Genomic DNA, 21673 nt, shown 5'->3' on the forward strand with positions numbered 1-21673 from the left:
TTCCTCTTTGGACTCTTGGCTACTTCTTACTCGGAAATTTCATTCTGTAATCTGTCTTTACCGTGCCTTTTGAAATATTCAGCAACTTTGCACGAAGCATCTGCTTTTTTAATCCTTTGATATAATCAGTAAAAAGAACGCCATTGAGGTGGTCGTACTCATGTTGAATCACTCGAGCAGTCATGGAATCAAACTCTTCTTCGTGTTCGTTCCAAAGTTCATCGAAATAACGAATGGTGAGCTTTTCGGGGCGAAGGATATCGCCATGTACATCAGGAATACTTAAGCAGCCTTCTTCAAAATCCCACTCATTTCCATATTCATCCAAAATTTCTGGATTGATAAAAACGCGCTTAATGCCTTTTCCTTCTTCCTCTTCCATTTTGGTAGAGTCAATTACAAAAAGCCTTTTGGACATTCCTATTTGCGGAGCCGCTAAACCAACACCATTGGCGTTATTCATGGTGTCATACATCGCTTCAACCAGCTTCGTAAGGTCTTCAGAATCTCGATGGAACTCCTGGGCTTCTTTTCTTAAAATATTATCTCCGTAAGCTACTATTGGGTAAATCATGCTATCTGCTTTCCAAAAAGGACTGTAAAATAATGGTTGCGCTTATTTTATCTATATTCCCTTTTTCTCTTCTATCCTTTTTTTTCATGCCTCCGGCTATCATCGCGTCCATGGCCATTTTGGAGGTAAATCTTTCGTCCTGCAAATAAACGGGTTTTTCTGGAAATTGCTTTTTAAGTAGGTTCTCAAATTGTTGAGCACCCAAAGTAGCGTCCGTAGGTTGGTTGTTTAAGTTCATGGGCATTCCCAATACAAACGACTCGATGTTTTCAGCCTTGTCGTAATCCTTCAAGTACTGGATTACATCCTTGCTGTGGACGGTATCTAAAGGGGAGGCTATAATTTGAAGTGGATCGGTAACAGCCAAGCCAACACGCTTTCTGCCATAATCTATGGCGAGGATTCTGCCCATTAATTCTGTTTGATAATGTCGTAAAAACGAAGTTTGACCAGTTTTTCTAATTGAAGCGCTTTCGGTAATAAAATATCATCTTCAATTTTGGCGTGGATGAGTAAGTCTTCTTCAAAGGCCTTCAGTTCTTCATAAAGCACTTTAATGTGCAAATCAGCCTCTTCGCAATAAGTATAGTTATTGGTGATTTTGCGAAGACCATCCATTTCATGCTCATGCTCTTCGTGATCTACAGCAAATTCATGAATAGATATCTTTTCCATGGTATAGAAAAGTTTTGTGCCATGATTTTCCCCCGAAAGGAAATCTCTCAGCTGCTGAATGTAAACGAAAAGAGAATCTTCTTCTTCGTGAATATGATGGATGAAATCCTCTACAAACAAAGGAAATACGGTTTTTAAATCGTGGGCCAAGCTTTGGTAACGATAGTTCACCACGCCCAAACTGTCAATCAGTTGCGCTATATAAGCCAAACGTTTTTTCACGAACACTGAATGCGCGTGCTTTAAATATTCAACCACAAGGTCAATTGGGTAGGCCATTAGCCTTAGCTCGCTTACCTCTGACTTCTTTGGCTCAGACTCCAAACTTTTTATGACAGTCTTGATATTCAAACCGCAAGAGGTGCAAACCTCTTTCAAAGTTCTTTCCTGATTGTCGTAAAAATTAACCCCAAAATAATAAAGTACCGAAGCCCTAACATGGTTCTCAGCTACTAAATCATTGATTGTACGTTCTTGTATACCTTGCATTTGAATTTGACTATTCAGCTAAAATAATAAATCTTGAGCGATCTATGCCTTGATGAACACAGTTAAATTTTTATTTAAACACAAACCAACGCATTTCGTTTCTATCATACTATGCTCAAACAGAATATTTTGTTTGAACGAAATAGTTAATTTTACCGAATTCAAAATTTTGCAACATCGTGAGTGATACCCCTAATTCTAAAAATCAAATCCGTTTACCCCTTTTACTTGCTGCCGCTGTGGTTATCGGCATCTGGATAGGGTCAAGCTTCTCGACACCTGGAGGAAATAGCAAGTACAATGCTTCAATCCAAAAATTCACACAGCTCATGGACTACATTGAGCACGACTATGTAGATTCAGTAGACACAGAAGAATTACTAGAAGAGTCCATTAGCCAAATGTTGGACAAACTAGATCCGCACACCATTTATATTCCCCCACAAGACAGAGCACTTGCCGAAAGTCAATTACGCGCGAGCTTTGATGGTATCGGAGTGGAATTCAACCTGCTTAGAGATACTTTATATGTTGTGACTCCATTGGCGGGAGGCCCTTCAGAAAAAGCAGGAATTATTGCTGGAGACAAAATTGTGAAAGTAGATGGTGAAAACATTGCAGGTATCGGCATGGATAACAACCAAGTTTTCAACCTACTCAGAGGGCCAAGAGGCACTGAAGTGGCAATTTCTGTCGTAAGAAAAGGAGATGATGACTTAATTGACTTTAAGCTGATCCGTAATGCTATTCCACAATATTCAGTAGATGCAGGTTATATGGTAGACGATGAAGTGGGCTATATTAAAGTAAACAAGTTTGCTGAAAATACTTATGCTGAATTCAAATCTGCTTTGGAAAAGCTGAAGGAACAGGGAATGACAAAGCTGATCCTCGACCTGCAAAACAACGGTGGTGGCTATATGAGTGCAGCCATTGGTATTTCTGACGAACTACTTTCTGACGGACAGCTAATAGTTAGTCAGAAAGGCCAAGGGTCCAAATACGATTCTGAGGCAAGGGCTACCAAACGTGGTATTTTTGAAGAAGGTCCAGTTACCGTATTAATGAACGAAGGAAGCGCCTCTGCCTCGGAAATTGTGGCGGGCGCTTTGCAAGACAACGACAGAGCTTTGATTATCGGCAGAAGATCATTCGGCAAGGGTTTGGTGCAATTGCCCTTCGACCTAAAAGATGGCTCAGAATTACGAATGACCATTGCCCGATATTATACGCCAAGCGGACGCTCAATCCAAAAACCTTATAGTGAAGGAGAAGAGGCTTATGCTTCGGATTATTATCAACGCTTCGTTTCTGGTGAGTTGTTCAGTCAAGACAGCGTCCATTTCAATGAAGACCTGGCGTACGAAACTACTTCTGGAAGAACCGTTTATGGTGGCGGAGGAATTATGCCAGACTACTTTGTGCCGTTAGATACAACTTACGCTACAGCCTATGTAAACCGACTTTTTTCAAGCAATGCTGTAAAAGAATTTACGCTGGACTATAGGGATAACAACAAATACCTGAACGATTGGGACTTTGAGCAATTCAATAAAGAATTTGAGGTAACCGAAGCCATGCTGAACCAAGTGATTGAAATTGGAAAAGCCAATGGTGTAAGGTTCAGAGAAAAGGAATACCTTAAATCGAAGGAGTTTTTAGTCTATTTGATCAAAGCACAATTGGCCCGCGACATTTATGACGATAACGCCTTTTACAAAATCTACAATCAGACCAACGAGGTATACACTCAAGCCTTATTGCTTTTCCAAAACCCAACTTTACTGAAAGACAAATCGAATAGCTTGTTGCTTCAAAAGCGCTAGAAAACGAACAACACATACTTTAAAAGCCAGAGTTACTTCAATGATTCTGGCTTTTAAATTTCGAAATTTTCTTCCTTTCAAACACGATTCCTACTTCCTCTCCGTTGCATTTGTAAGGTCATTAAATTATGAAGAAGATTTTACTCGGAGCCATGCTTATCATGTGCAACTCCAATACATTTGCGCAGTCGGAACAGGTCAAAATCAACAAAGATGTTTGGTACAACTTCATGCAGGCTTATCAGGATTTGAACGCCAGCCTTTTCAATCACATCCACACAGATGATGTACTCCGAATACCGATTGATCAAAATAAAATATTAGTAGGCAGGGAATACAAAGATTCTAACCTCAATATGTTCAATCTTTGGAATGAACATAAAATCAAACAGCGCATTCAGTTCAGTTTTACCAGCCGAATACAAAAAGGAGATTGGGCTTATGAAACGGGTATATACAAACTTACGCGCTACAGTGGCTTCAACCCTGAACACCTCTACGGCAAGTTCAACGTCACCTTAAAACGCATGAATGGCATCTGGAAAATCTATATGGATGCTGACACTAGCGAAGACGCTACAGTGAATGAAAGTGATTTTCTTAAGGCGAGAATACTTCAATAACTAAAAACATAGTTTTTTTTTCGACTAAGCAAACTCAATTCACTAATTAATCTACTTTTGTTTTATGTTCTTGTTAAGAGTCAATTAATTCCGTTAAAATAATTATTTTTCCAGTAGTCCGAAATAGATGACCTTTTCTGTCAAAAGACTGTCTAAAGGTTAAATCATTCCCAAAACTCAAAGACATTATCATGAAAAAACTAATTTTTACGATGGCGATTCTTCTGGTCAGTACTCTTGGATTTGCCCAGATTCAAAAAGGGGATATACAGATAACTGGAAATGTTGGATACAATAAAACAAGACCATATATAACACAAGTTGTTACACGAGAAACTTCAAGAATAACGATTTCATCAAAAGCAGGAGTGTTCCTTTCAGAAACAACAAGCCTCGGAGGAATTTTAGGCTTCTCAAGTCTTAAACCTCAAGATTTAACTATATTCAATGTTGGTGCCTATGCTAGGTTTCATAAACCCGTAGTCGAAAATTTCTACCTCTATCTCGAACCTTCTTTCTCCTATGGGTTTTCAAACTCAAATGGCACTTACGATACAATAGATGCTAAGCTATCGCCAGGAATGACCTACTTTATGTCACCAAAATTTGCCCTTGACATGAATTCCGGAATGATAGGCTACGCTAAAAATACTAACGGTGTAGAAAACTACAGCTTTAACTTAAATCTGGCAAACATCACTTTAGGGGCGAGTTTCTACATTAGGTAGTACTTCAAAAATCTCAAATAAAAAGGCCAGACTCTCAAGAAAGTCTGGCCTTTTTTCGTGTTTTCTGTACCCTTAAAACTACTTGTCCGAAATCAGCTTTAGGCCTAAACCATTAACATAGTTTTTGTAAGCCGTAAAGTCATTGGCTAAAAGCGCTTTTACCTTGGCTTCCATTGGAGGAACAGCAGCTTCGATAAGCTTCATTGCCGTTTCATCGTTTTTGGTGATTGGCAATTGTACCGATTGCATTGCTCCTCTTACTAAACCTAATTTAGCGGACAATACTGTTCCGTCACTATAACTTCCTTGAGGCGCAGGTTTGCTAGAAATCTGATAATACAATTCATCAATGGCTTTAATCATTTCTTGCCCACGTTTTATAACTGGATCTGCCACGGATTTTTGTTCCTCTCTCACTCTGGCATTCACTTTTTCCACAGCAGCTTTTGCATTTCGCAAACCGGTGGTCATGGAGGATACCGTACTCTGCAACTGATTATATTTCTCCATAAATGCCCTTTTGCCAATCATATCTTGCGTATTCACTTCTATTCGTGGGTCTGCAAAAACATTCACTTTGGCCTCGCTTTTTTCGTTTTTATAGCTCACACGAATAGTATACTTACCTGGGAAAACATCTGGCCCACGTGAAAAACGACCTGCCGATGGATTCGCTCCATCAGAATCTAGCCTCCACTCAAAACGGTTCAAACCATTTTTTGCATTTTGATTTATCGTTTTCACAACTACTCCTTTGTCATCAAGAATCTCAACCTTAACACGTTCCGTTTTATCATCCTTCCCTTTAAAGTAGAAAGAGATCATGGCATTAGGTGAACGATTGTCACCTTCGAAAATGGCATCCCCAACCAAGTTGGCACGGTAGCCAAAAGATTCACCGATAAACGCCTTGTAAGCATCTGGCGCATCGAAAGCCTGTACCTGCTTATCCATCAAATTCTTCATTCCCATGGCAGCCATTGCTCTTAACGGACGAATATCGTCCAGTACCCAGAAAGACCTACCAAAAGTAGCAATCACCAAATCATGTTCTCTTGGGTGAATCACCATGTCCTGAGTCGGAAGTGATCCATATCCGTTGGTCCATTGCGACCAAGTGGTGCCCGCATCTACACTTACCCAAAGGCCAAACTCAGTGCCTGTAAACATCAGCTTTGGTTCAATTGGGTCTTGCACAAAACTCAAGGTTGCTCCTCTCATATCTGTGTCATCAACTAATCTTGTCCAGGTACGACCAAAGTTCTTGGTGTGATACACATAAGGTGTCCAATCATGCATTCTGTGGTTATCGATGACTACAAAAGCCTCTGCGGCATCATATTCAGAAGGTTGAACCTGCGTAATCCATGCATTGGCAGGAAGTCCTTTCATGTTGCTCACTACATTGCTCCAGCTTTTACCGCCATCTTGGGTCACTTGAACATTACCATCATCTGTGCCTACCCAAATTACACCTGCTTGCTTAGGGCTTGGGCCTATCGCAGTAATGGTAGTGTGATTTTCAGCATCAGTATTATCGTAAGTAAGTCCTCCAGATTTGTAATCTTGTTTAGCCGGATCATTGGTAGTCAAGTCAGGAGAAATTATTTCCCATGACGCTCCGCGATCGTTGGTTTTATGTAAGAACTGACTGCCATAATAAGCCACAGATTTGTCAATCGCATCTACTTCTAAAGCCGCATTCCAGTTAAAGCGCAAAGCAATTCCTTCTGGGTGAACCGGACGAACTTTGTTCATTAAGCCCGTTACTCGATCGTAGTAATTCAAGTTTCCGCCCTGCCCCATAGACCAGCCGTAGCGATTATCTCTTGGGTCGGGTGCCATGTCAAAGCCATCACCGGTACTCAGTCGTTGCCAGTAAAAATTGCGTATTCCGCCTCTGAACCATGACTGACTTGGGCCACGCCAAGAACCATTGTCTTGCGCACCCCCATAAATATTATAAGGAATATCATTGTCTACTCTTACATGGTAAAATTGTGTTAGAGGAAGGCTTGTCACAAAATGCCAGTTCTTACCACGGTCTCTAGTATAAGTTAGTCCGCCATCATGGCCATCTAAAATGAAAGAAGGGTCTTCTGGGTGAATCCACCATGCGTGGTGATCAGTATGTACTTTTCCTCCGGACACAAAACTGCCCCAAGTTTTTCCTCCGTCTTCAGAAACGGTAACGGTGGAATGGATACTGTAAATTCGATTTTCATTGATTGGATCAACATAGATATCGGCATAGTAAAAAGGTCTTCCTCCTATATTTCTATCTCCATCTTTCGAAACCTGTTGCCATTTAAAGCCACCATCATCTGAACGGAAAATCGCGTTAGATTTTGATTCTACATACGCATAAACCCTGTTGGGATCTGAAGGCGCAAAAGCCAAACCTATACGGCCTAAATCACCTTTTGGCAAACCATCTTCTGCCGTTCTTCTATTCCAAGTGTCTCCTCCATCTAAACTTACAAATATACCAGAGCCTGCTCCGCCTGAATTAAAAAACCATGGCCATCTTCTGTGTTCCCACATGGCTGCAATGAGCTTATTTGGGTTAGAGGGATCAACTACTAAGTCAGCAGCGCCCGTTTTTACATCTATGTATAAAGTCTTAGTCCAGGTTTTTCCGCCATCTGTGGTTTTATAAATACCACGTTCTGGATTTTCTCCCCAGGGGGTACCTGTGGCCGCAACCACTGCTATTTTTGGATCATTAGGGTTGAGAATAATACGGTGAATACCGTTTGTTTTTTCCAATCCTAAAAATTCCCAAGTTCTTCCTTTGTCAATGGTTTTATAAATTCCAGCGCCATTGTTCATGCTATTTCTTGGGTTTCCTTCGCCAGTTCCTACCCAAATTTCATTCGGATTATTTTGATTAATGGCAATTGAACCTATTGAGGCCGACTTACCATCATCAAACAAAACATCCCAAGTGGACCCTCCATTTTCAGACAACCATAAACCGCCAGCGGCCGTGCCAGCGTAAATTATATTGGGGTTATTAAGCTCTACATCAAAGGCAGTTATCCTACCACTTGCTCCTGCGGGGCCAATGCTTCTTGGTTTCATGTCCTCAAGTAGTGACATGTCGATTTTTTGGGCTGAAACGGAGCCTAAAAGGCCTATAAAGACAATTAGTGTTAATAAAATTTTCTTGTTCATGATATACTATAGTGATTGATCAATGGAAAAGTAGTAAGCCCATTTAAACAATGGAAACAGTATCGGATAGAAGGGGATTTGCCATTCGTTAAACCATATTCTAAAACTTCCGTATATTTGGCCAGATTGAAAAAAACAGTAACCATATTATTCACTACCCTTTACTTGCTTGCCAGCACCGGAATACTGGTTGGACAACATGTTTGTATGGGCATGATAAAGGAAACTGCGCTATTCAAACAACAGGAAAAAAAGTGCAACATGTCTGCCGAAATGCATAAAAGCATGAAAGACTGTTGTGAGGATGAATGGTCTTTAACCAAAATCGAAGACAATCAGCAAGCCTCTGTTCATAACGAAATTTTGAATGCCAATTATTATCTTCTTTATGAAGTTCCCTACAGTGCATTCCTTGTGGTTATGGCCGAACAAGAAGAAATATTAGAAGTCAAAAACACTGGGCCACCCGACATCCCCAAACCCGACCTCTATATCACCTACCATTCCCTAAAAATCCCTGCTGCAATACAATCCTAATCGGCCTTTTCATAGGTTAGATTTAGCTGTGCTTTTTTAAAGTGGCAGACTATTCCTTTTTTAAATCTAACCCTAAGATCTGTGCTGAATCGCTCAATCCATTGAGCCAAACCGTTATTTTCGGATTGTAAAGCAAGCATTAATGATCAATAGACTAATTAAATTTTTCCTAGAGAACAGACTAGTTACTTTTCTGTTCATGGTAACTTTTGTTGCCTGGGGTATAGTTACAGCTCCTTTTGACTGGGATATTAACCTGCCAAAGGACCCTGTGCCTGTAGACGCTATTCCAGACATTGGAGAAAACCAACAAATCGTTTTTACTGAATGGGCGGGAAGATCGCCACAAGATATTGACGACCAGATTACCTACCCGCTTACCTCTTCCCTATTGGGTATTCCTGGGGTAAAAACTATTCGAAGCTCTTCCATTTTCGGAGTTTCATCCATCTACATTATTTTCAACGAGGACATAGAATTCTATTGGAGCAGAAGTAGAATTATAGAAAAGCTCAACTCATTGCCCAAAGGGCTTTTACCTGATGGAGTACAGCCTGCCTTGGGGCCCGATGCCACAGGGTTGGGCCAAATATTCTGGTACACGATTGAAGGAAGAGATGCAAACGAAAACCCTTCAGGTGGCTGGGATCCCCAAGAAATTAGAACAGTTCAAGACTATACTGTAAGGTATGCGCTTGCCTCAGCTGAAGGGGTTTCGGAAGTAGCTTCTGTTGGGGGTTTTGTCAAGGAATATCAAGTAGACATTGATCCGAATGCCATGGAGGGTTACGGAGTGTCACTAGATCAAGTGGTCAAAGCTGTCAAGGAATCGAATCAGGATATTGGTGCCAAAACACTTGAAATTAACCGCGTTGAATACTTAGTCCGAGGTTTGGGCTATATCAAAAGCTTAGCGGATTTAGAAAATGCCGTTGTCAAGGCAAATGGAAACACGCCTATTTTAGTTAAAGATGTTGCTCATGTTTCTTTAGGCCCAATGGCCAGAAGAGGTGCTTTGGATAAATCGGGAGCAGAAGCTGTTGGTGGTGTGGTAGTGGCCCGTTATGGGGCAAATCCAATGGCTGTAATTGATAATGTAAAGCTAAAAATTGACGAGATCAGTCAAGGTTTACCTTCAAAAACATTGGCAAACGGTACCGTTTCCAAACTTACCATTGTGCCTTTCTACGACCGAACCAAGTTAATCAAGGAAACCATCGGCACTTTGGAAGAGGCGCTAACGCTAGAGATTCTAATTACAGTAGTGGTGGTATTGGTAATGCTCTTTAACCTAAGAGCTTCTATTCTAATTTCCAGCTTGCTGCCCATCGCAGTACTGATGTGTTTTATTGCCATGCGCTACTTTGGAGTCGATGCCAATATTGTGGCATTATCTGGAATTGCCATCGCCATTGGCACCATGGTAGATGTGGGGATTGTGCTGACCGAGAACATTACCCAACACCTAGATGAGAAGAAGGACCAGCCACTTCTGAAAACAATTTTAGAAGCCAGTCAAGAAATTGCTTCGGCCATTATCACAGCTGTCTTAACTACCATAGTCAGTTTTATCCCTGTCTTTACTTTACAAGCTGCGGAGGGTAAATTATTCTCTCCTTTGGCTTACACCAAGAGTTTCGCACTGATTGCGGCCATCATCGTTGCCTTGGTTATTCTGCCAACAATGGCTTATTGGTGCTTTGGTTTCAAACCTAAAGGCAAAAACCTAAAATTAGCGCTCAATATTGGCCTTATCGTTTTTGGAATCTGGGCTTTAACCCTCTCTTATTCATTTGCGGGATGGGTATTGATTGCCTTTGGTATTTTAAACCTCGTTCGTCACTACGTCCCTTCTCTAGGCTTCCTGAAATACGGAACTATAGCTATTTCCTTATTGTCCATTACAATATTATTGGGTCAAGAATGGATGCCATTGGGGGTTCAAGTAAGTGGCTTCGTCAACTTTATTTTCGTGGCGCTGATTATCGGAATTACTCTTGGGTTTTTCAATCTGTTTATCCATTTCTACCCAAGAATTCTCGATTGGTGTCTACAAAATCGATTGAAGTTCCTAGTCATTCCTGCCTTCATCGTGTTATTAGGAATTACTATTTGGCAGGGCTTCGATAAAGTCTTTGGCTTTATTCCTGCCACTTTCGGTGAATCGGTTCGCACAAACAAAACCTATTCAAACCTGAACCACACCTTCCCTGGTATTGGAAAAGAGTTCATGCCTTCATTGGACGAGGGTTCCTTCCTATTGATGCCTACATCCATGCCGCATGCCGGAATGGCTCAAAACATAGAGGTGCTGAAAAACCTCGACATGGCAGTAACCGCTATTCCAGAAATTGAATCTGTGGTGGGTAAATTGGGGAGAACAGAAAGTGCTTTGGACCCTGCACCCATCTCGATGTACGAAAACATCATCAACTACAAGAGTGAATACCTCACCGATGAAAACGGAAGAAGACTTCGCTTTAAAAAGGAAGATGGTGCATTTGTTCGTGATACAAAGGGCGATCTGATTCCAGATGAAGACGGTTCTTACTTTCGTCAGTGGCGAGACCATATTTCTTCACCAGACGATATTTGGAATGAGATTGTAGAGGCCACTCGGCTACCAGGCGTTACTTCGGCCCCAAAACTTCAGCCCATAGAAACCCGCTTGATCATGCTCCAAACTGGTATGCGAGCCCCTATGGGAATAAAAGTAAAAGGACCAGATTTGGCCACTATTGAGGCTTTTGGATTACAACTCGAAGATATTTTAAAGGAAGTGCCTTCGGTAAAAGCACAGTCGGTTTTTGCTGAAAGAATTGTAGGAAAACCCTACTTGCTGATCAACTTAAATCGGGAAGCACTAGCGCTTTATGGCCTAAGTGTTGTACAGGTTCAGCAGTATTTACAAGTAGCTGTTGGAGGCATGGAACTCTCCAAAACTGTTGAAGGGCGTGAGCGATACCCGATCAGAGTTAGGTACCCTCGAGAATTAAGAGATGACCCTGAAGCACTCAAAAACATCTTGATCCCCACAACATCGAATGGGCAAATTCCTCTTGGCCAATTGGCCAGTATAGAATACACCCAAGGTGCACAAATGATTAAAAGTGAAGACACTTTCCTTGTTGGTTATGTGATCTTCGACAAGAAAACGGGATATGCCGAAACTGATGTGGTGGAGCAATCTCAAAAATTGATTGACCAAAAAATAGCAGCGGGTGAGTTGAAAATTCCAGCTGGCGTTTCATTCAAGTTTGCAGGAAACTATCAGAATCAACAAAGGGCAGAAGCCCGACTCGCCATCGTTATTCCAATCGTATTGGCAGTTATTTTCCTGATCCTTTACTTCCAATTTAAATCGGTACCAGTTACACTTATGGTGTTTTCTGGAATTGCGGTAGCCTTTGGCGGAGGCTTCATTATGTTGGGTCTCTATGGTTGGGATGGTTTTCTTGATTTCGGATTGTTCGGCACCAATATGCGAGAGCTGTTTCAAGTGAGTCCAATCAATTTAAGTGTAGCGGTTTGGGTAGGCTTTATTGCTCTGTTTGGTATTGCCACAGATGATGGTGTTTTGATTGCCACCTACCTGACCCAATCTTTTGAAGGAAAAGAAAACTTAAACAAGGAAGAAACCCGAGCCTTAGTAATTGAGGCTGGAAAAAGAAGAGTACGCCCTTGTTTAATGACTACAGCTACTACTTTGCTTGCGCTATTGCCTGTTTTGACTTCTTCAGGAAGAGGCTCGGATGTAATGATTCCTATGGCAATTCCATCTTTTGGAGGGATGCTCATTGCCCTAATCACACTGTTTGTTGTACCTGTGCTTTACTCCTATTACAAGGATGCCCAGTTCCGTTCATCATTAAAATCAAAATCACTATGAACCAGTCATCATCCAGTTTTATATATCATATACACTTATACACCGTTCTTATTATTAGCGCTATTCGATCAAATACGATTAAACTACATTCAAACACTCAAATCATTGGCGCTCAACAGAGAAGAACAACTAAGAGTCGCCTTTGGAAAAATCTTTTTTATATCTGTGGTATATGGATAATGATGGGAATGGGCCTTAGGGCCCAGACCCCTCTTAATGATTATCTCAAGATTGCCGCTGAACAAAACCCTTCTTTAAAAGCCAAGTACAATCAATATTTGATTGCCTTAGAAAATGTAAATCAGCAAGGCGTTTTACCTGATCCAACCCTTAGTTTTGGCTATTTCATTTCTCCAGTAGAAACCCGTGTTGGGGCGCAGCAGCTTAGGTTGTCCATTTCTCAAATGTTCCCATGGATAGGCACGCTCGAAACAAAAGAGCAGGCAGCCACCATGATTTCCAAAGCCAGATTTGAAGAGTTTGTAGAGGCCAAAAACCTACTTTTCCTGAACGTAAAAACCAAATGGCTTACGCTTTTAGAGATACAGGAAGAAATAAGAATCACCACCCAAAACCTCAGCATCCTTCGTTCTTATGAACCCATTACCAAGACAAAGTATGAGGCCAGTTTAGTCTCTTTGGCAGATTTAGTTCGAGTACAAATTACCGTAGAGCAATCTGAAACCAAGTTAGAACTTCTTGAACTTAAAAAACTCAGTCTTGTAGGCGATTTCAACACCTTGCTTAATCGCGAATTAAATACGGAAGTGCCTATAAATGAGTCTGTGAAAATCGACCGTCAGCATACGGCCTCACTCGACTCTGTGCTTGTTAATCAGCCAGGGATTAAGGCAATTCAAGCAAGTTTAGAAGCGGTAGACAGTGAGGTGATGCTAGCCCAACTGAAAAGAAAGCCAAACATTGGTGTTGGCTTGGATTATGTTATGGTAAATAAGCGGCAGGACATGGTCATACCCGATAATGGTAAGGATGTGTTGATGCCAATGATTACCTTGAGCCTACCCATTTTTGGAAAAAAGAACCAATCGGTGATTAAGGAAGCCGAGCTCAAAAAAGAAGTGATTACAGGGCAGTACTACGGTTTGCAAAACCAGCTTCGTAACATTTGGAACACCACTGAATTCGATATTCAAGCCTCACTTAAGGAGATCGCTCAGATTGATAGTGAGATGAACAAAACGCAGACACTACTGAGTGTTCTGACAAGCGAATATACCAACGACAACCGCAACTTCGAAGACCTATTGGCCACACAACAAAAACTATTACAGTTGCAACTGGCCAAAATCAAATCTAAAATCAAACACAGGGAGGCACTCTATATGAGAGAGTACCTTACTGGTTCAACCTTAAACCAACTCAAATGAAATCAAAAACCATAGCCCTATTGCCCATCATTGCACTGAGCATATTACTCTGTGGATGTGCTACAAAGGAAAAAGAAAAGGCATTTTTCGATAAACTAGATCTAAAAACCATGGACGGTAAAGCACTGACCGTGGAAGATTTAGAAGGAAAAATGGCATTTGTAAATGTTTGGGCAACTTGGTGTGGCCCATGCTTGAAAGAAATGCCTTCAATAGAAAGAGTTAAAGCCAAATTGGAAAACGAAGGCTATATATTTATTGCTGTTTCGAATGAAGAGCATGATAAGATTGAAAACTTCATTGCAAAAAATGACTATACGTTTGATTTTGCCAAATTAGGAATGGGCCTTGAAGCACTCAATATCTATGCTCTTCCCGCCTCATACATTATAGATGGAAAAGGCAATCTCGTTTATGAACACATGGGAGAGAAAGAATGGGATAGCCCCGAAAATATCTCGTTGTTCAAATCCCACCTTAAAAATTAAACCATGAAAAAGATTTATTCAATATTAATCATTGCAGTTATTGCAGCCACTTCATGCCAACCAGCAAAAGAAGCAGCACCAACAATTACCAACATTGATAGCCCTGCCGCTGAAGGTAGCCAGGAGCCAAACCTCTTTACTGACAAAGCAGGAAACGTCTATTTATCGTGGGTTGAAAAAAAGGAGAAGAAAGCGGTTCTCTCGTTTTCTAAATTAGAAAATGGCCAGTGGACTTCTCCTAAAAAGATAGCAGAAGGAGACAACTGGTTTTTGAACTGGGCCGATTTCCCATCCATTGCTGTAAATGAAGATTGGATGGCTGCGCACTGGCTGCAAAAACGAACAGAAAGCACCTACGATTACGATGTGCAAATTTCCACGGCCAGCAACTCAGGAGATACTTGGAGCGAATCATTTATTCCCCACAAAGACAACATAGCTGCAGAACATGGTTTTGTAAGCATGATGCCTATGGATAAGGACAGAATGATTGCTACTTGGCTAGACGGAAGGTATACCAAAGGCGAAGGACACGAAAGTGCAGATGGCCACGCAATGAGTATAGGAGGTGGAGCGATGACGCTAAGAGCGGCCATTTTCAACAAAGCTGGAGAAATATTGGAAGAATGGGAATTAGACAACCGTGTTTGCGATTGTTGCCAAACCTCTGTAACCATGACCGACAACGGCCCAGTTGTGGTGTACCGTAACAGGTCTGAAGAAGAGATCAGAGACATGTCCATCGTTCGCTATGTAAATGGAGAATGGACAGCACCGAAAATCATTAATGCAGATGATTGGAAAATAGCAGGATGCCCTGTAAATGGCCCATCCATTACTTCAAATGGCCAAAATACTGCCGTAGCCTGGTTTACCGCCAGCGGAGGTGTTCCTACGGTTAAGATTGCCATCTCGAGCGATGCAGCTGCTACTTTCTCAGCTCCCATTATAGTAAGTGAAAAAATCACAAGTGGAAGAGTAGGAGCAACCATGTTACCAGACCAAACGGTATTGGTAAGCTACATGGAAACAAAAAATGACGCAGCACAAATCATGTTAGCCCAATACAATCAAAAAGGAGAGTTACTCCAAAAAATGGAAGTAGCCCAATCATCATCTTCAAGAAGCAGTGGATTTCCTGTGCTCACCAGCAACAAGGAAGATGTTTATGTTTCATGGACAGAAATTGGTGAAACTTCAATGGTGAGGACAGCAAAAATTAATTTATAAGCCGATGAAAATAAACAAATCTATTGTAATAACAGGCTTAGTAACCCTCGGTTTAGGGCTACTCATAGGCGCACTGTTTTTAGGAGGAAGCCCCACCCCTACTGCCCAACTTGATGGGCATGAGGGCGAAGGCCATCAATTGGAGCAAACTGCTTCCGGTTTATGGACTTGCTCCATGCACCCGCAAGTACGGCAGTCGGAACCAGGCGCTTGTCCTTTCTGTGGCATGGATTTAATCCCTTTGAAAGAAGACAGCGTAAGCGATAATCCAAAAATGCTGAAGATGTCGAATGCGGCAATTCAGTTGGCCAATATTCAAACTTCGATCATCGGAAGCGGAAATATGGATGCAGGGTTAGTATTGAATGGGAAGGTGAAAGCTGATGCACGCAGGGTGAATGTGCAAACCACACATTTTGCCGCCCGAATTGAAAAGTTGTACAAGAACTTTGAAGGCGAACAGGTGCGCAAAGGCGATAAAATTGCGGAGTTATATTCCCCTGAATTGGTTACTGCCCAAGAGGAACTGATTGAAGCAAAAAAGGTGGAGAAATCAAATCCTGTTTTGCTCGAAGCTGCGCGAAAAAAGCTTCACCATTGGAAACTGAGCACGGAGCAGATTCAGGAAATTGAAAGCTCAAATAGGCCCATGCGTACTTTTGATCTGCTGGCAGGTTATGATGGAGTCATCAGCAAGAAAATGGTGAATACTGGCGACCACCTCAAAGAAGGCGGTGTCTTGCTAGAAATGACAGACTTATCTCAAGTTTGGGCGGTTTTTGAAGTGTATGAAAAAGACTTAAAGAACTTGAACCTCGGTCAGAACATTGATTTCACAGCCAGATCAGTTTCAAGTCAGCAGTTTTCTGGAAAAATAGCCTTTATCGAACCCGTTTTAAATGCCAAGAACCGAGTTGTAGAAGTTCGTGTGGATGTTAATAATACGAATGGTGCATTAAAGCCAGATGTTTTCTTAAAGGGAAAAGTAGCTATGAATTCACAAAGCGATGGCCTAATGGTACCTAAGTCAGCTGTATTATGGACAGGTGAGCGTTCAGTGGTTTATTCCAAAGTGAATGAAGAAGGCAACGAATACTTTATGCTGAATGAAGTCACCTTGGGTGATGCTTCTGGCGACTACTATCAGGTTAAATCTGGTCTATCTAGCGGTGACGAAGTGGTCACCAACGGTGCATTTACTTTAGATTCCGAGTCGCAGCTAAAGGGAAAAATAAGCATGATGAGCCCAAGCAAAAACGCAGAGGGAACATCTAACGCTGTTTTCCCTGTAGTGACTTTACCAGCATCAAAAGACTTCAAAAGCCTAGTTGTGGCTCCTTTCCAAAAGCAACTTGGAGCCGTAGCCAATGCCTACATCAATCTAAAGGATAAAATGGTAGAAGGAGAAGGAAATACCATTAAAAATGCCGCATCAAAAGTGAAGGAGCAACTGTCTAAAGTAGACATGAGCCTTACCAAAGGTGATGGGCATTTGCATTGGATGGCCATACTGAACCCAATGAATGAAAGCTTGAAGAAAATTGAGGAAAGTGATAACAGAGACCAACAGCGATTGGAATTCATTAATCTTTCTAAGGCTTTAATCAATGCGGTTCAATCATTCGGTACTGATATTAACAATCCGCTCTACGTACAGTTCTGCCCTATGGCAAACGACAACAAAGGAGCGACTTGGATCAGTAAGGATGAAAACATTATTAACCCATATTTTGGTGATATGATGCTAACCTGCGGAAGTGTGGAGTCGGTGATTGGTCAATAGTCAATAGAGAAAAACGAAACAAACAATTAACCGTCATTCTGAGGAAAAGGACTTCTTAACAAAGAAGGACTTGACCGAAAGAATGACGGCAACGAAATAAAAATCTAAAACTAAAAAAACATGAAAAGAGCAATTATATTAATCGCATTGGTAGCCACAGTGGTAGCCTGTGGAGGAAACAAAGAAGAAAAGTCAACAGCAGAAGTAAACTTGGTAGAAAACTACTTAGCACTAAAAGATGCACTAGTAGCCACTAATCCTGCACAAGCGCAATCAACTGCCAAAGCATTTTTAGAAGTGAACAACAACGATGCCCTAACAGCAGACTTGAAAGCCATAGCCAGCAGCACCGATGTAGCAACTCAACGTATCGCATTCGAAGGCCTATCTGCAAATATGTATTCTATTGTAAAAGCAGGTGGCTCTGAAACTGTGCTCTACAAGCAGTATTGCCCAATGGCTTTCGGCAATAAAGGAGCGTATTGGTTAGCAGCTGAAGAAGAAGTGAATAACCCTTATTTCGGAGATCTAATGCTTCATTGTGGAAGCGTTCAAGAGACTATTAGTCAATAACACAATTGGGTGGTTAGCGCCTGAGGCTTGATAACCACCCAATTAAAATTTCTTATACTTATTATATCTAATACGGATTCGGAAAGTCCTAATTAGCTTTCAATTTGTAATCAATCTTTACGGTTTGTTCAGAAAGCGTTCCACCTCTTTCAGAAGATGCACCGCCACCATCGCCAGTTTGTCCACCACCAGCACCTCCCCGACCTCCGCCTCCTGCACCACCGCGGCCTCCGCCACCTGATCCGCCACCAGGGCCAGCTTGAGCGCCACCGCCCCCACCTCCTTGAGGTTGTGACATCGCATTCACAGTAAATGAAATTTCTATATCAGACTGACTTAAGGTATTCAAATCTACTTCCCCATCAAAAAGCTCCTTTAATGGAAGAACCAGTTCATAACTCAACAACCTAGTTCTACCTTCTCCTTCGAGACTAAGTATCAGCTGAGTATCATTCATCTCGTAAAGTCCTAGGGTTCCATTCAAATTTGAAAAACCTTTCAGTTTTGCTTCAATCTTCGAGTCTAACAACCCTACTAATAACATTTCCTGAAGCAGTGCCTTGTCCTCTGCCGTACCCTGAGCCCTTAACATTCCGCTAGACTTATCCTTAGAAGCTAAGGGGTAATCGATATTAGCATTAAGCTTTGGCTTTGTCTTGGCCTTTAATTTTACACTCATGCCGGCCTGCATTACCTTATTTAAACTTTGCTGATTTGCAGTTTGAAAAATTAGATACAAGTTTTCATTATCGTTTTTGACCCCTGTTAAGAACGAGGTTTTCTCGTCTTTGATTAACTCTTCGGCTGTCCAAACTTCGCCATTAGAAGCTGCTTCAACCTGAGTTCCTTGGGCTTTGATCACCTGACAAGTAAAAAGCAGACCCGCCAATAAAAAAATATTTCTCATGTGTAGTTTATTTAATCCCACTTAGACACGTGCTGAGGTTCTTGGTTTAAGGCGCCTTAGTAGTATATTTTTCACTATAAACCGTGCTGATTGGTTTGATTGATTAACTTTGCGTAATGCAGTGGTCAAAGACCTTCATGGCCTTATTAATTCTTTTCTTCAGCCTTACGCCTTGTGCCGAAGGTTGGGGAGAAGACAATTGCGCAAACGAGAGTGGAATTCATGCAGAATCTGAGCCCATTGATTCTCATCAGGAAGCAGACACATGCACTCCTTTTTGTGCCTGCGCCTGCTGCCACATTCCACTCATTACTGTCTACGTTTTTCCGAAAATGCCAGAAAATGACCCCCCAGGTGATTTTTTAGTTGAAGTATCGGGAAGCATTACTCCTCCACTTTTTGAAATTTGGCATCCCCCGAAAATCTAATTCCACTTTGGTATACAATTAGATTTTTAATTCAAATTCAATTCAAAAATGATCAAAAGATTCTTTTTAGCATCTGTATTAATGATGCTTTTTACCCATATGGCCATTGGCCAAAATAACATTCAATTTCAGGTTTTCGATGAAGAAACCAATACCCCGTTAATTGGGGCTACGGCTTATGTAAGTGATACTAAAGGAGGGATTTCCGATAGCCAAGGTTATGTAAACCTCACCGGTTTAAGCGGAACTCAAGTTGAAGTTCGCTTTTCTTTTGTGGGTTATGAAACACAAACCAACACTTATATTTTTAACGAAGTAGGCACTGAAACCATCAAAATCATAATGGAATCTGCCACTGAAGAGCATGAGGAAGTGGCCATTGTTACTGCCACTCGTTCCAGCCGAAGTATTGAGGAAATTCCAACGCGAATTGAGTTTTTAGGAACGGAGGAGTTGGAAGAAAAAGCAGTAATGAAATCATCCAATATCGCCATGTTGCTTCGCGAAAGCACAGGAATTCAGATGCAGATTACCTCACCGAGTTCAGCCAATCAAAGCATCAGAATCCAAGGTTTGGATGGACGTTACACACAGCTTTTAAAAGACGGATTTCCGCTTTACGGTGGTTTTTCTGGTGGCTTGAGTATTATGCAAATCCCTCCTTTAGATTTAAAACAGGTGGAAGTAATTAAAGGCAGTAACGCCACTTTATATGGTGGTGGAGCCATTGCTGGCTTAGTAAACTTGGTAAGTATTCAGCCAGAAGACGAAGCAAGGTTTAGATTAATGCTAGACCAAACTTCGGCAGGAGGTACAACGGTGAACACCTTTTATGCCAAGCGAAATGATAAATTTGGAATGAGCTTATTTGCCTCAGGAGGTTTGCAAAATGCTTATGATGTAAACGATGATAACTTCTCTGACATTCCTGAATCGAAAGCCTTAACCTTCAACCCTACATTCTTTTATTACCCTTCTGACGGCAGTAAAATTAGGCTTGCTTTGAGCGGTACTTTCGAAGATCGATTAGGCGGAAACTTAGACGCCATTGATACAGAACAAAGTAATGCGAATGCGTATTTGCAAGAAAACACCACCAACAGACTTTCATATCAATTGAGCTATGAGAAGAATTGGGATGCAAGCAGGTCATTCACAATCAAAAACAGTTTGTTGAGTTTTGACCGCACTATTCAAGAGCCAAACCTTGTTTTTAACGGCCAGCAATACGCTACTTTTAGTGAAGCGGCTTATTCTTTTGGACAAGACAAAAGCAGATGGATTTTAGGTGCTAACCTTTATTCTGACAATTTTACCGAAGATAGCGGTACAAATAACAATCGTAATTACGAGCAAATTACAGCAGGTGCTTTTATACAGCAAGTAGAGCAAGTATCAGAAAACTTCTCAGTTGAATCAGGCGTTCGCTTTGACCACAATAATGATTACGGCTGGTTTGCACTTCCAAGAGTAGCACTTTTCTATAATCCTGCTTCGAAATTCTCATATCGATTAGGTGGCGGTTTGGGTTATAAAACACCAACTATCTTTACAGAAGATACCGAGAGATTATCCTTCAGAGGTTTGGATGCTTCGAACTTAACCAGCCTTGATGCCGAAAAATCCTTTGGTGGAAACTTCGATATTAACTACAAAACCTCCATTGGTGAACGTTGGACGTTCAGTATAAATCAGTTGTTTTTCTACACCCAATTAAACGATCCTCTGGCACTTCGTCAGGTGCCGCTTACAAACTCTTTTAGATTTGAAAACGCTGGTGACCACATGCGTTCTCAAGGTTTGGAAACGAATTTGAAGCTGACTTACAACGATTTCAAGTTGTTCTTCAATTATGCCTTAATTGATGCGCAAGAGAAATTTGACAACAGAAATGACCAAAAACCATTAACGGCCAAGCATAACATTGGGGCGGTTTTGGTGTATGAAGAAGAGGGGAAATGGCGAATTGGCCTTGAAGCTTATTACACAGGCGAGCAATACCGAAGAGACTTGACCAGGACTGATAATTACTGGATTACTGGCTTAATGGTGTTGCGTAAGTTCAAAAACATCAGCCTGTACAGTAATTTCGAAAACTTCTCTGATACTCGACAATCTAAGTTCGAGAACATCAATTTGGGTTCAGACATGAATCCTGAGTTGTTAGATATCTGGGCACCACTTGAAGGTTTTGTCGTGAATTTCGGAGTCATCATAGATTTCGGTCATTCAGAACATCATTAAAAACTAAACCGCAGTTAATGCCACGTTTCATAGTTATTTGAAGCGTGGCATTTTTTTTATGAACTGCTCATATCTCTTCGCTTTAGGTCAGACACATTACACCAAAGCTCAATT

The 21673-nt window shown here is 41.3% G+C and carries 17 protein-coding genes; 12 read left to right on the forward strand and 5 right to left on the reverse strand.

From position 1 onward, the window contains the following. Positions 1-19: 19 nt before the first annotated feature. From def to VOI17_RS13965, 3 genes are read right to left on the reverse strand one after another with little or no spacing between them, the layout of a single operon-like run. A complete protein-coding gene (def, locus tag VOI17_RS13955) occupies positions 20-574 on the reverse strand; it encodes a peptide deformylase (protein ID WP_323757835.1) in 555 nt (184 codons plus the stop codon). Position 575: 1 nt separating this feature from the next. Next, on the reverse strand, positions 576-986 hold the full coding sequence (gene ruvX / locus VOI17_RS13960; RefSeq protein ID WP_323757836.1) for a Holliday junction resolvase RuvX: 411 nt from the start codon (positions 984-986) through the stop codon (positions 576-578). Next, a complete protein-coding gene (locus VOI17_RS13965) occupies positions 986-1738 on the reverse strand; it encodes a hemerythrin domain-containing protein (protein ID WP_068419025.1) in 753 nt (250 codons plus the stop codon). Before VOI17_RS13965 ends, ruvX begins: the two co-directional genes overlap by 1 nt. Before the next feature lie 179 nt (positions 1739-1917). Here VOI17_RS13965 and VOI17_RS13970 point away from each other — a divergent pair, with 179 nt between their 5' ends. From VOI17_RS13970 to VOI17_RS13980, 3 genes are all read left to right on the forward strand, one after another. Then, positions 1918-3564, forward strand: coding sequence for a S41 family peptidase (locus VOI17_RS13970; protein ID WP_323757837.1), 1647 nt, complete (start codon positions 1918-1920; stop codon positions 3562-3564). Positions 3565-3692: 128 nt separating this feature from the next. Continuing rightward, positions 3693-4187, forward strand: coding sequence for a hypothetical protein (locus tag VOI17_RS13975; protein ID WP_323757838.1), 495 nt, complete (start codon positions 3693-3695; stop codon positions 4185-4187). Positions 4188-4378: 191 nt separating this feature from the next. Beyond that, positions 4379-4915: a hypothetical protein gene (locus VOI17_RS13980; protein WP_323757839.1), complete on the forward strand. Its 537-nt coding sequence runs from the start codon at positions 4379-4381 to the stop codon at positions 4913-4915. A 78-nt stretch (positions 4916-4993) separates the two neighbouring features. Here VOI17_RS13980 and VOI17_RS13985 read toward each other — a convergent pair whose 3' ends face one another. Then, entirely contained in the window at positions 4994-8092 is a 3099-nt protein-coding gene (locus VOI17_RS13985; RefSeq protein WP_323757840.1) for a VPS10 domain-containing protein, read from the reverse strand. A gap of 117 nt (positions 8093-8209) precedes the next feature. Here VOI17_RS13985 and VOI17_RS13990 point away from each other — a divergent pair, with 117 nt between their 5' ends. The 7 genes from VOI17_RS13990 to VOI17_RS14020 all read left to right on the forward strand — a co-directional run bounded on the left by VOI17_RS13990 (position 8210) and on the right by VOI17_RS14020 (position 17980). After that, a complete protein-coding gene (locus VOI17_RS13990; RefSeq protein ID WP_323757841.1) occupies positions 8210-8629 on the forward strand; it encodes an HYC_CC_PP family protein in 420 nt (139 codons plus the stop codon). 142 nt (positions 8630-8771) lie between these two features. Next, complete coding sequence (locus VOI17_RS13995) at positions 8772-12518, forward strand: efflux RND transporter permease subunit (RefSeq protein WP_323757842.1); 3747 nt, start codon at positions 8772-8774, stop codon at positions 12516-12518. After that, complete coding sequence (locus VOI17_RS14000; RefSeq protein WP_323757843.1) at positions 12515-13906, forward strand: TolC family protein; 1392 nt, start codon at positions 12515-12517, stop codon at positions 13904-13906. The genes VOI17_RS13995 and VOI17_RS14000 overlap by 4 nt, the downstream gene beginning before the upstream one ends. Then, positions 13903-14394 (forward strand): TlpA disulfide reductase family protein, encoded by a 492-nt coding sequence (locus VOI17_RS14005; protein ID WP_323757844.1) that lies wholly within the window; start codon positions 13903-13905, stop codon positions 14392-14394. The genes VOI17_RS14000 and VOI17_RS14005 overlap by 4 nt, the downstream gene beginning before the upstream one ends. 3 nt (positions 14395-14397) lie before the next feature. Continuing rightward, entirely contained in the window at positions 14398-15624 is a 1227-nt protein-coding gene (locus tag VOI17_RS14010) for an exo-alpha-sialidase (protein WP_323757845.1), read from the forward strand. A gap of 4 nt (positions 15625-15628) precedes the next feature. Beyond that, positions 15629-17407 (forward strand): efflux RND transporter periplasmic adaptor subunit, encoded by a 1779-nt coding sequence (locus VOI17_RS14015; RefSeq protein WP_323757846.1) that lies wholly within the window; start codon positions 15629-15631, stop codon positions 17405-17407. Between the two features lie 120 nt (positions 17408-17527). After that, positions 17528-17980, forward strand: a complete 453-nt coding sequence (locus VOI17_RS14020; RefSeq protein ID WP_323757847.1) for a DUF3347 domain-containing protein — start codon at positions 17528-17530, stop codon at positions 17978-17980. 88 nt (positions 17981-18068) lie between these two features. Here the strand turns inward: VOI17_RS14020 and VOI17_RS14025 are convergent, their stop codons facing one another. Continuing rightward, on the reverse strand, positions 18069-18887 hold the full coding sequence (locus VOI17_RS14025; RefSeq protein ID WP_323757848.1) for a hypothetical protein: 819 nt from the start codon (positions 18885-18887) through the stop codon (positions 18069-18071). A gap of 116 nt (positions 18888-19003) precedes the next feature. On the opposite strand from VOI17_RS14025, the gene VOI17_RS14030 reads away from it, so the two are divergent. Both VOI17_RS14030 and VOI17_RS14035 read left to right on the forward strand, forming a co-directional pair. Further along, entirely contained in the window at positions 19004-19315 is a 312-nt protein-coding gene (locus VOI17_RS14030) for a hypothetical protein (protein WP_323757849.1), read from the forward strand. A gap of 48 nt (positions 19316-19363) precedes the next feature. Further along, complete coding sequence (locus tag VOI17_RS14035; RefSeq protein WP_323757850.1) at positions 19364-21559, forward strand: TonB-dependent receptor; 2196 nt, start codon at positions 19364-19366, stop codon at positions 21557-21559. Positions 21560-21673 lie beyond the last annotated feature (114 nt).

Origin of the sequence: Roseivirga sp. (genome assembly GCF_034669765.1) — a bacterium.
GTDB lineage: Bacteria > Bacteroidota > Bacteroidia > Cytophagales > Cyclobacteriaceae > Roseivirga.

Coding starts and splice junctions, on each gene's coding strand:
- VOI17_RS14030 (WP_323757849.1), top strand. CDS start 19,004: ATGCAGTGGTCAAAGACCTTCATGGCCTTATTAATTCTTTTCTTCAGC.
- def (WP_323757835.1), bottom strand. CDS start 574: ATGATTTACCCAATAGTAGCTTACGGAGATAATATTTTAAGAAAAGAA.
- VOI17_RS13980 (WP_323757839.1), top strand. CDS start 4,379: ATGAAAAAACTAATTTTTACGATGGCGATTCTTCTGGTCAGTACTCTT.
- VOI17_RS14010 (WP_323757845.1), top strand. CDS start 14,398: ATGAAAAAGATTTATTCAATATTAATCATTGCAGTTATTGCAGCCACT.
- VOI17_RS14025 (WP_323757848.1), bottom strand. CDS start 18,887: ATGAGAAATATTTTTTTATTGGCGGGTCTGCTTTTTACTTGTCAGGTG.
- VOI17_RS13995 (WP_323757842.1), top strand. CDS start 8,772: ATGATCAATAGACTAATTAAATTTTTCCTAGAGAACAGACTAGTTACT.
- VOI17_RS13965 (WP_068419025.1), bottom strand. CDS start 1,738: ATGCAAGGTATACAAGAACGTACAATCAATGATTTAGTAGCTGAGAAC.
- VOI17_RS14000 (WP_323757843.1), top strand. CDS start 12,515: ATGAACCAGTCATCATCCAGTTTTATATATCATATACACTTATACACC.
- VOI17_RS14005 (WP_323757844.1), top strand. CDS start 13,903: ATGAAATCAAAAACCATAGCCCTATTGCCCATCATTGCACTGAGCATA.
- VOI17_RS13975 (WP_323757838.1), top strand. CDS start 3,693: ATGAAGAAGATTTTACTCGGAGCCATGCTTATCATGTGCAACTCCAAT.
- VOI17_RS14035 (WP_323757850.1), top strand. CDS start 19,364: ATGATCAAAAGATTCTTTTTAGCATCTGTATTAATGATGCTTTTTACC.
- VOI17_RS13985 (WP_323757840.1), bottom strand. CDS start 8,092: ATGAACAAGAAAATTTTATTAACACTAATTGTCTTTATAGGCCTTTTA.
- ruvX (WP_323757836.1), bottom strand. CDS start 986: ATGGGCAGAATCCTCGCCATAGATTATGGCAGAAAGCGTGTTGGCTTG.
- VOI17_RS14020 (WP_323757847.1), top strand. CDS start 17,528: ATGAAAAGAGCAATTATATTAATCGCATTGGTAGCCACAGTGGTAGCC.
- VOI17_RS14015 (WP_323757846.1), top strand. CDS start 15,629: ATGAAAATAAACAAATCTATTGTAATAACAGGCTTAGTAACCCTCGGT.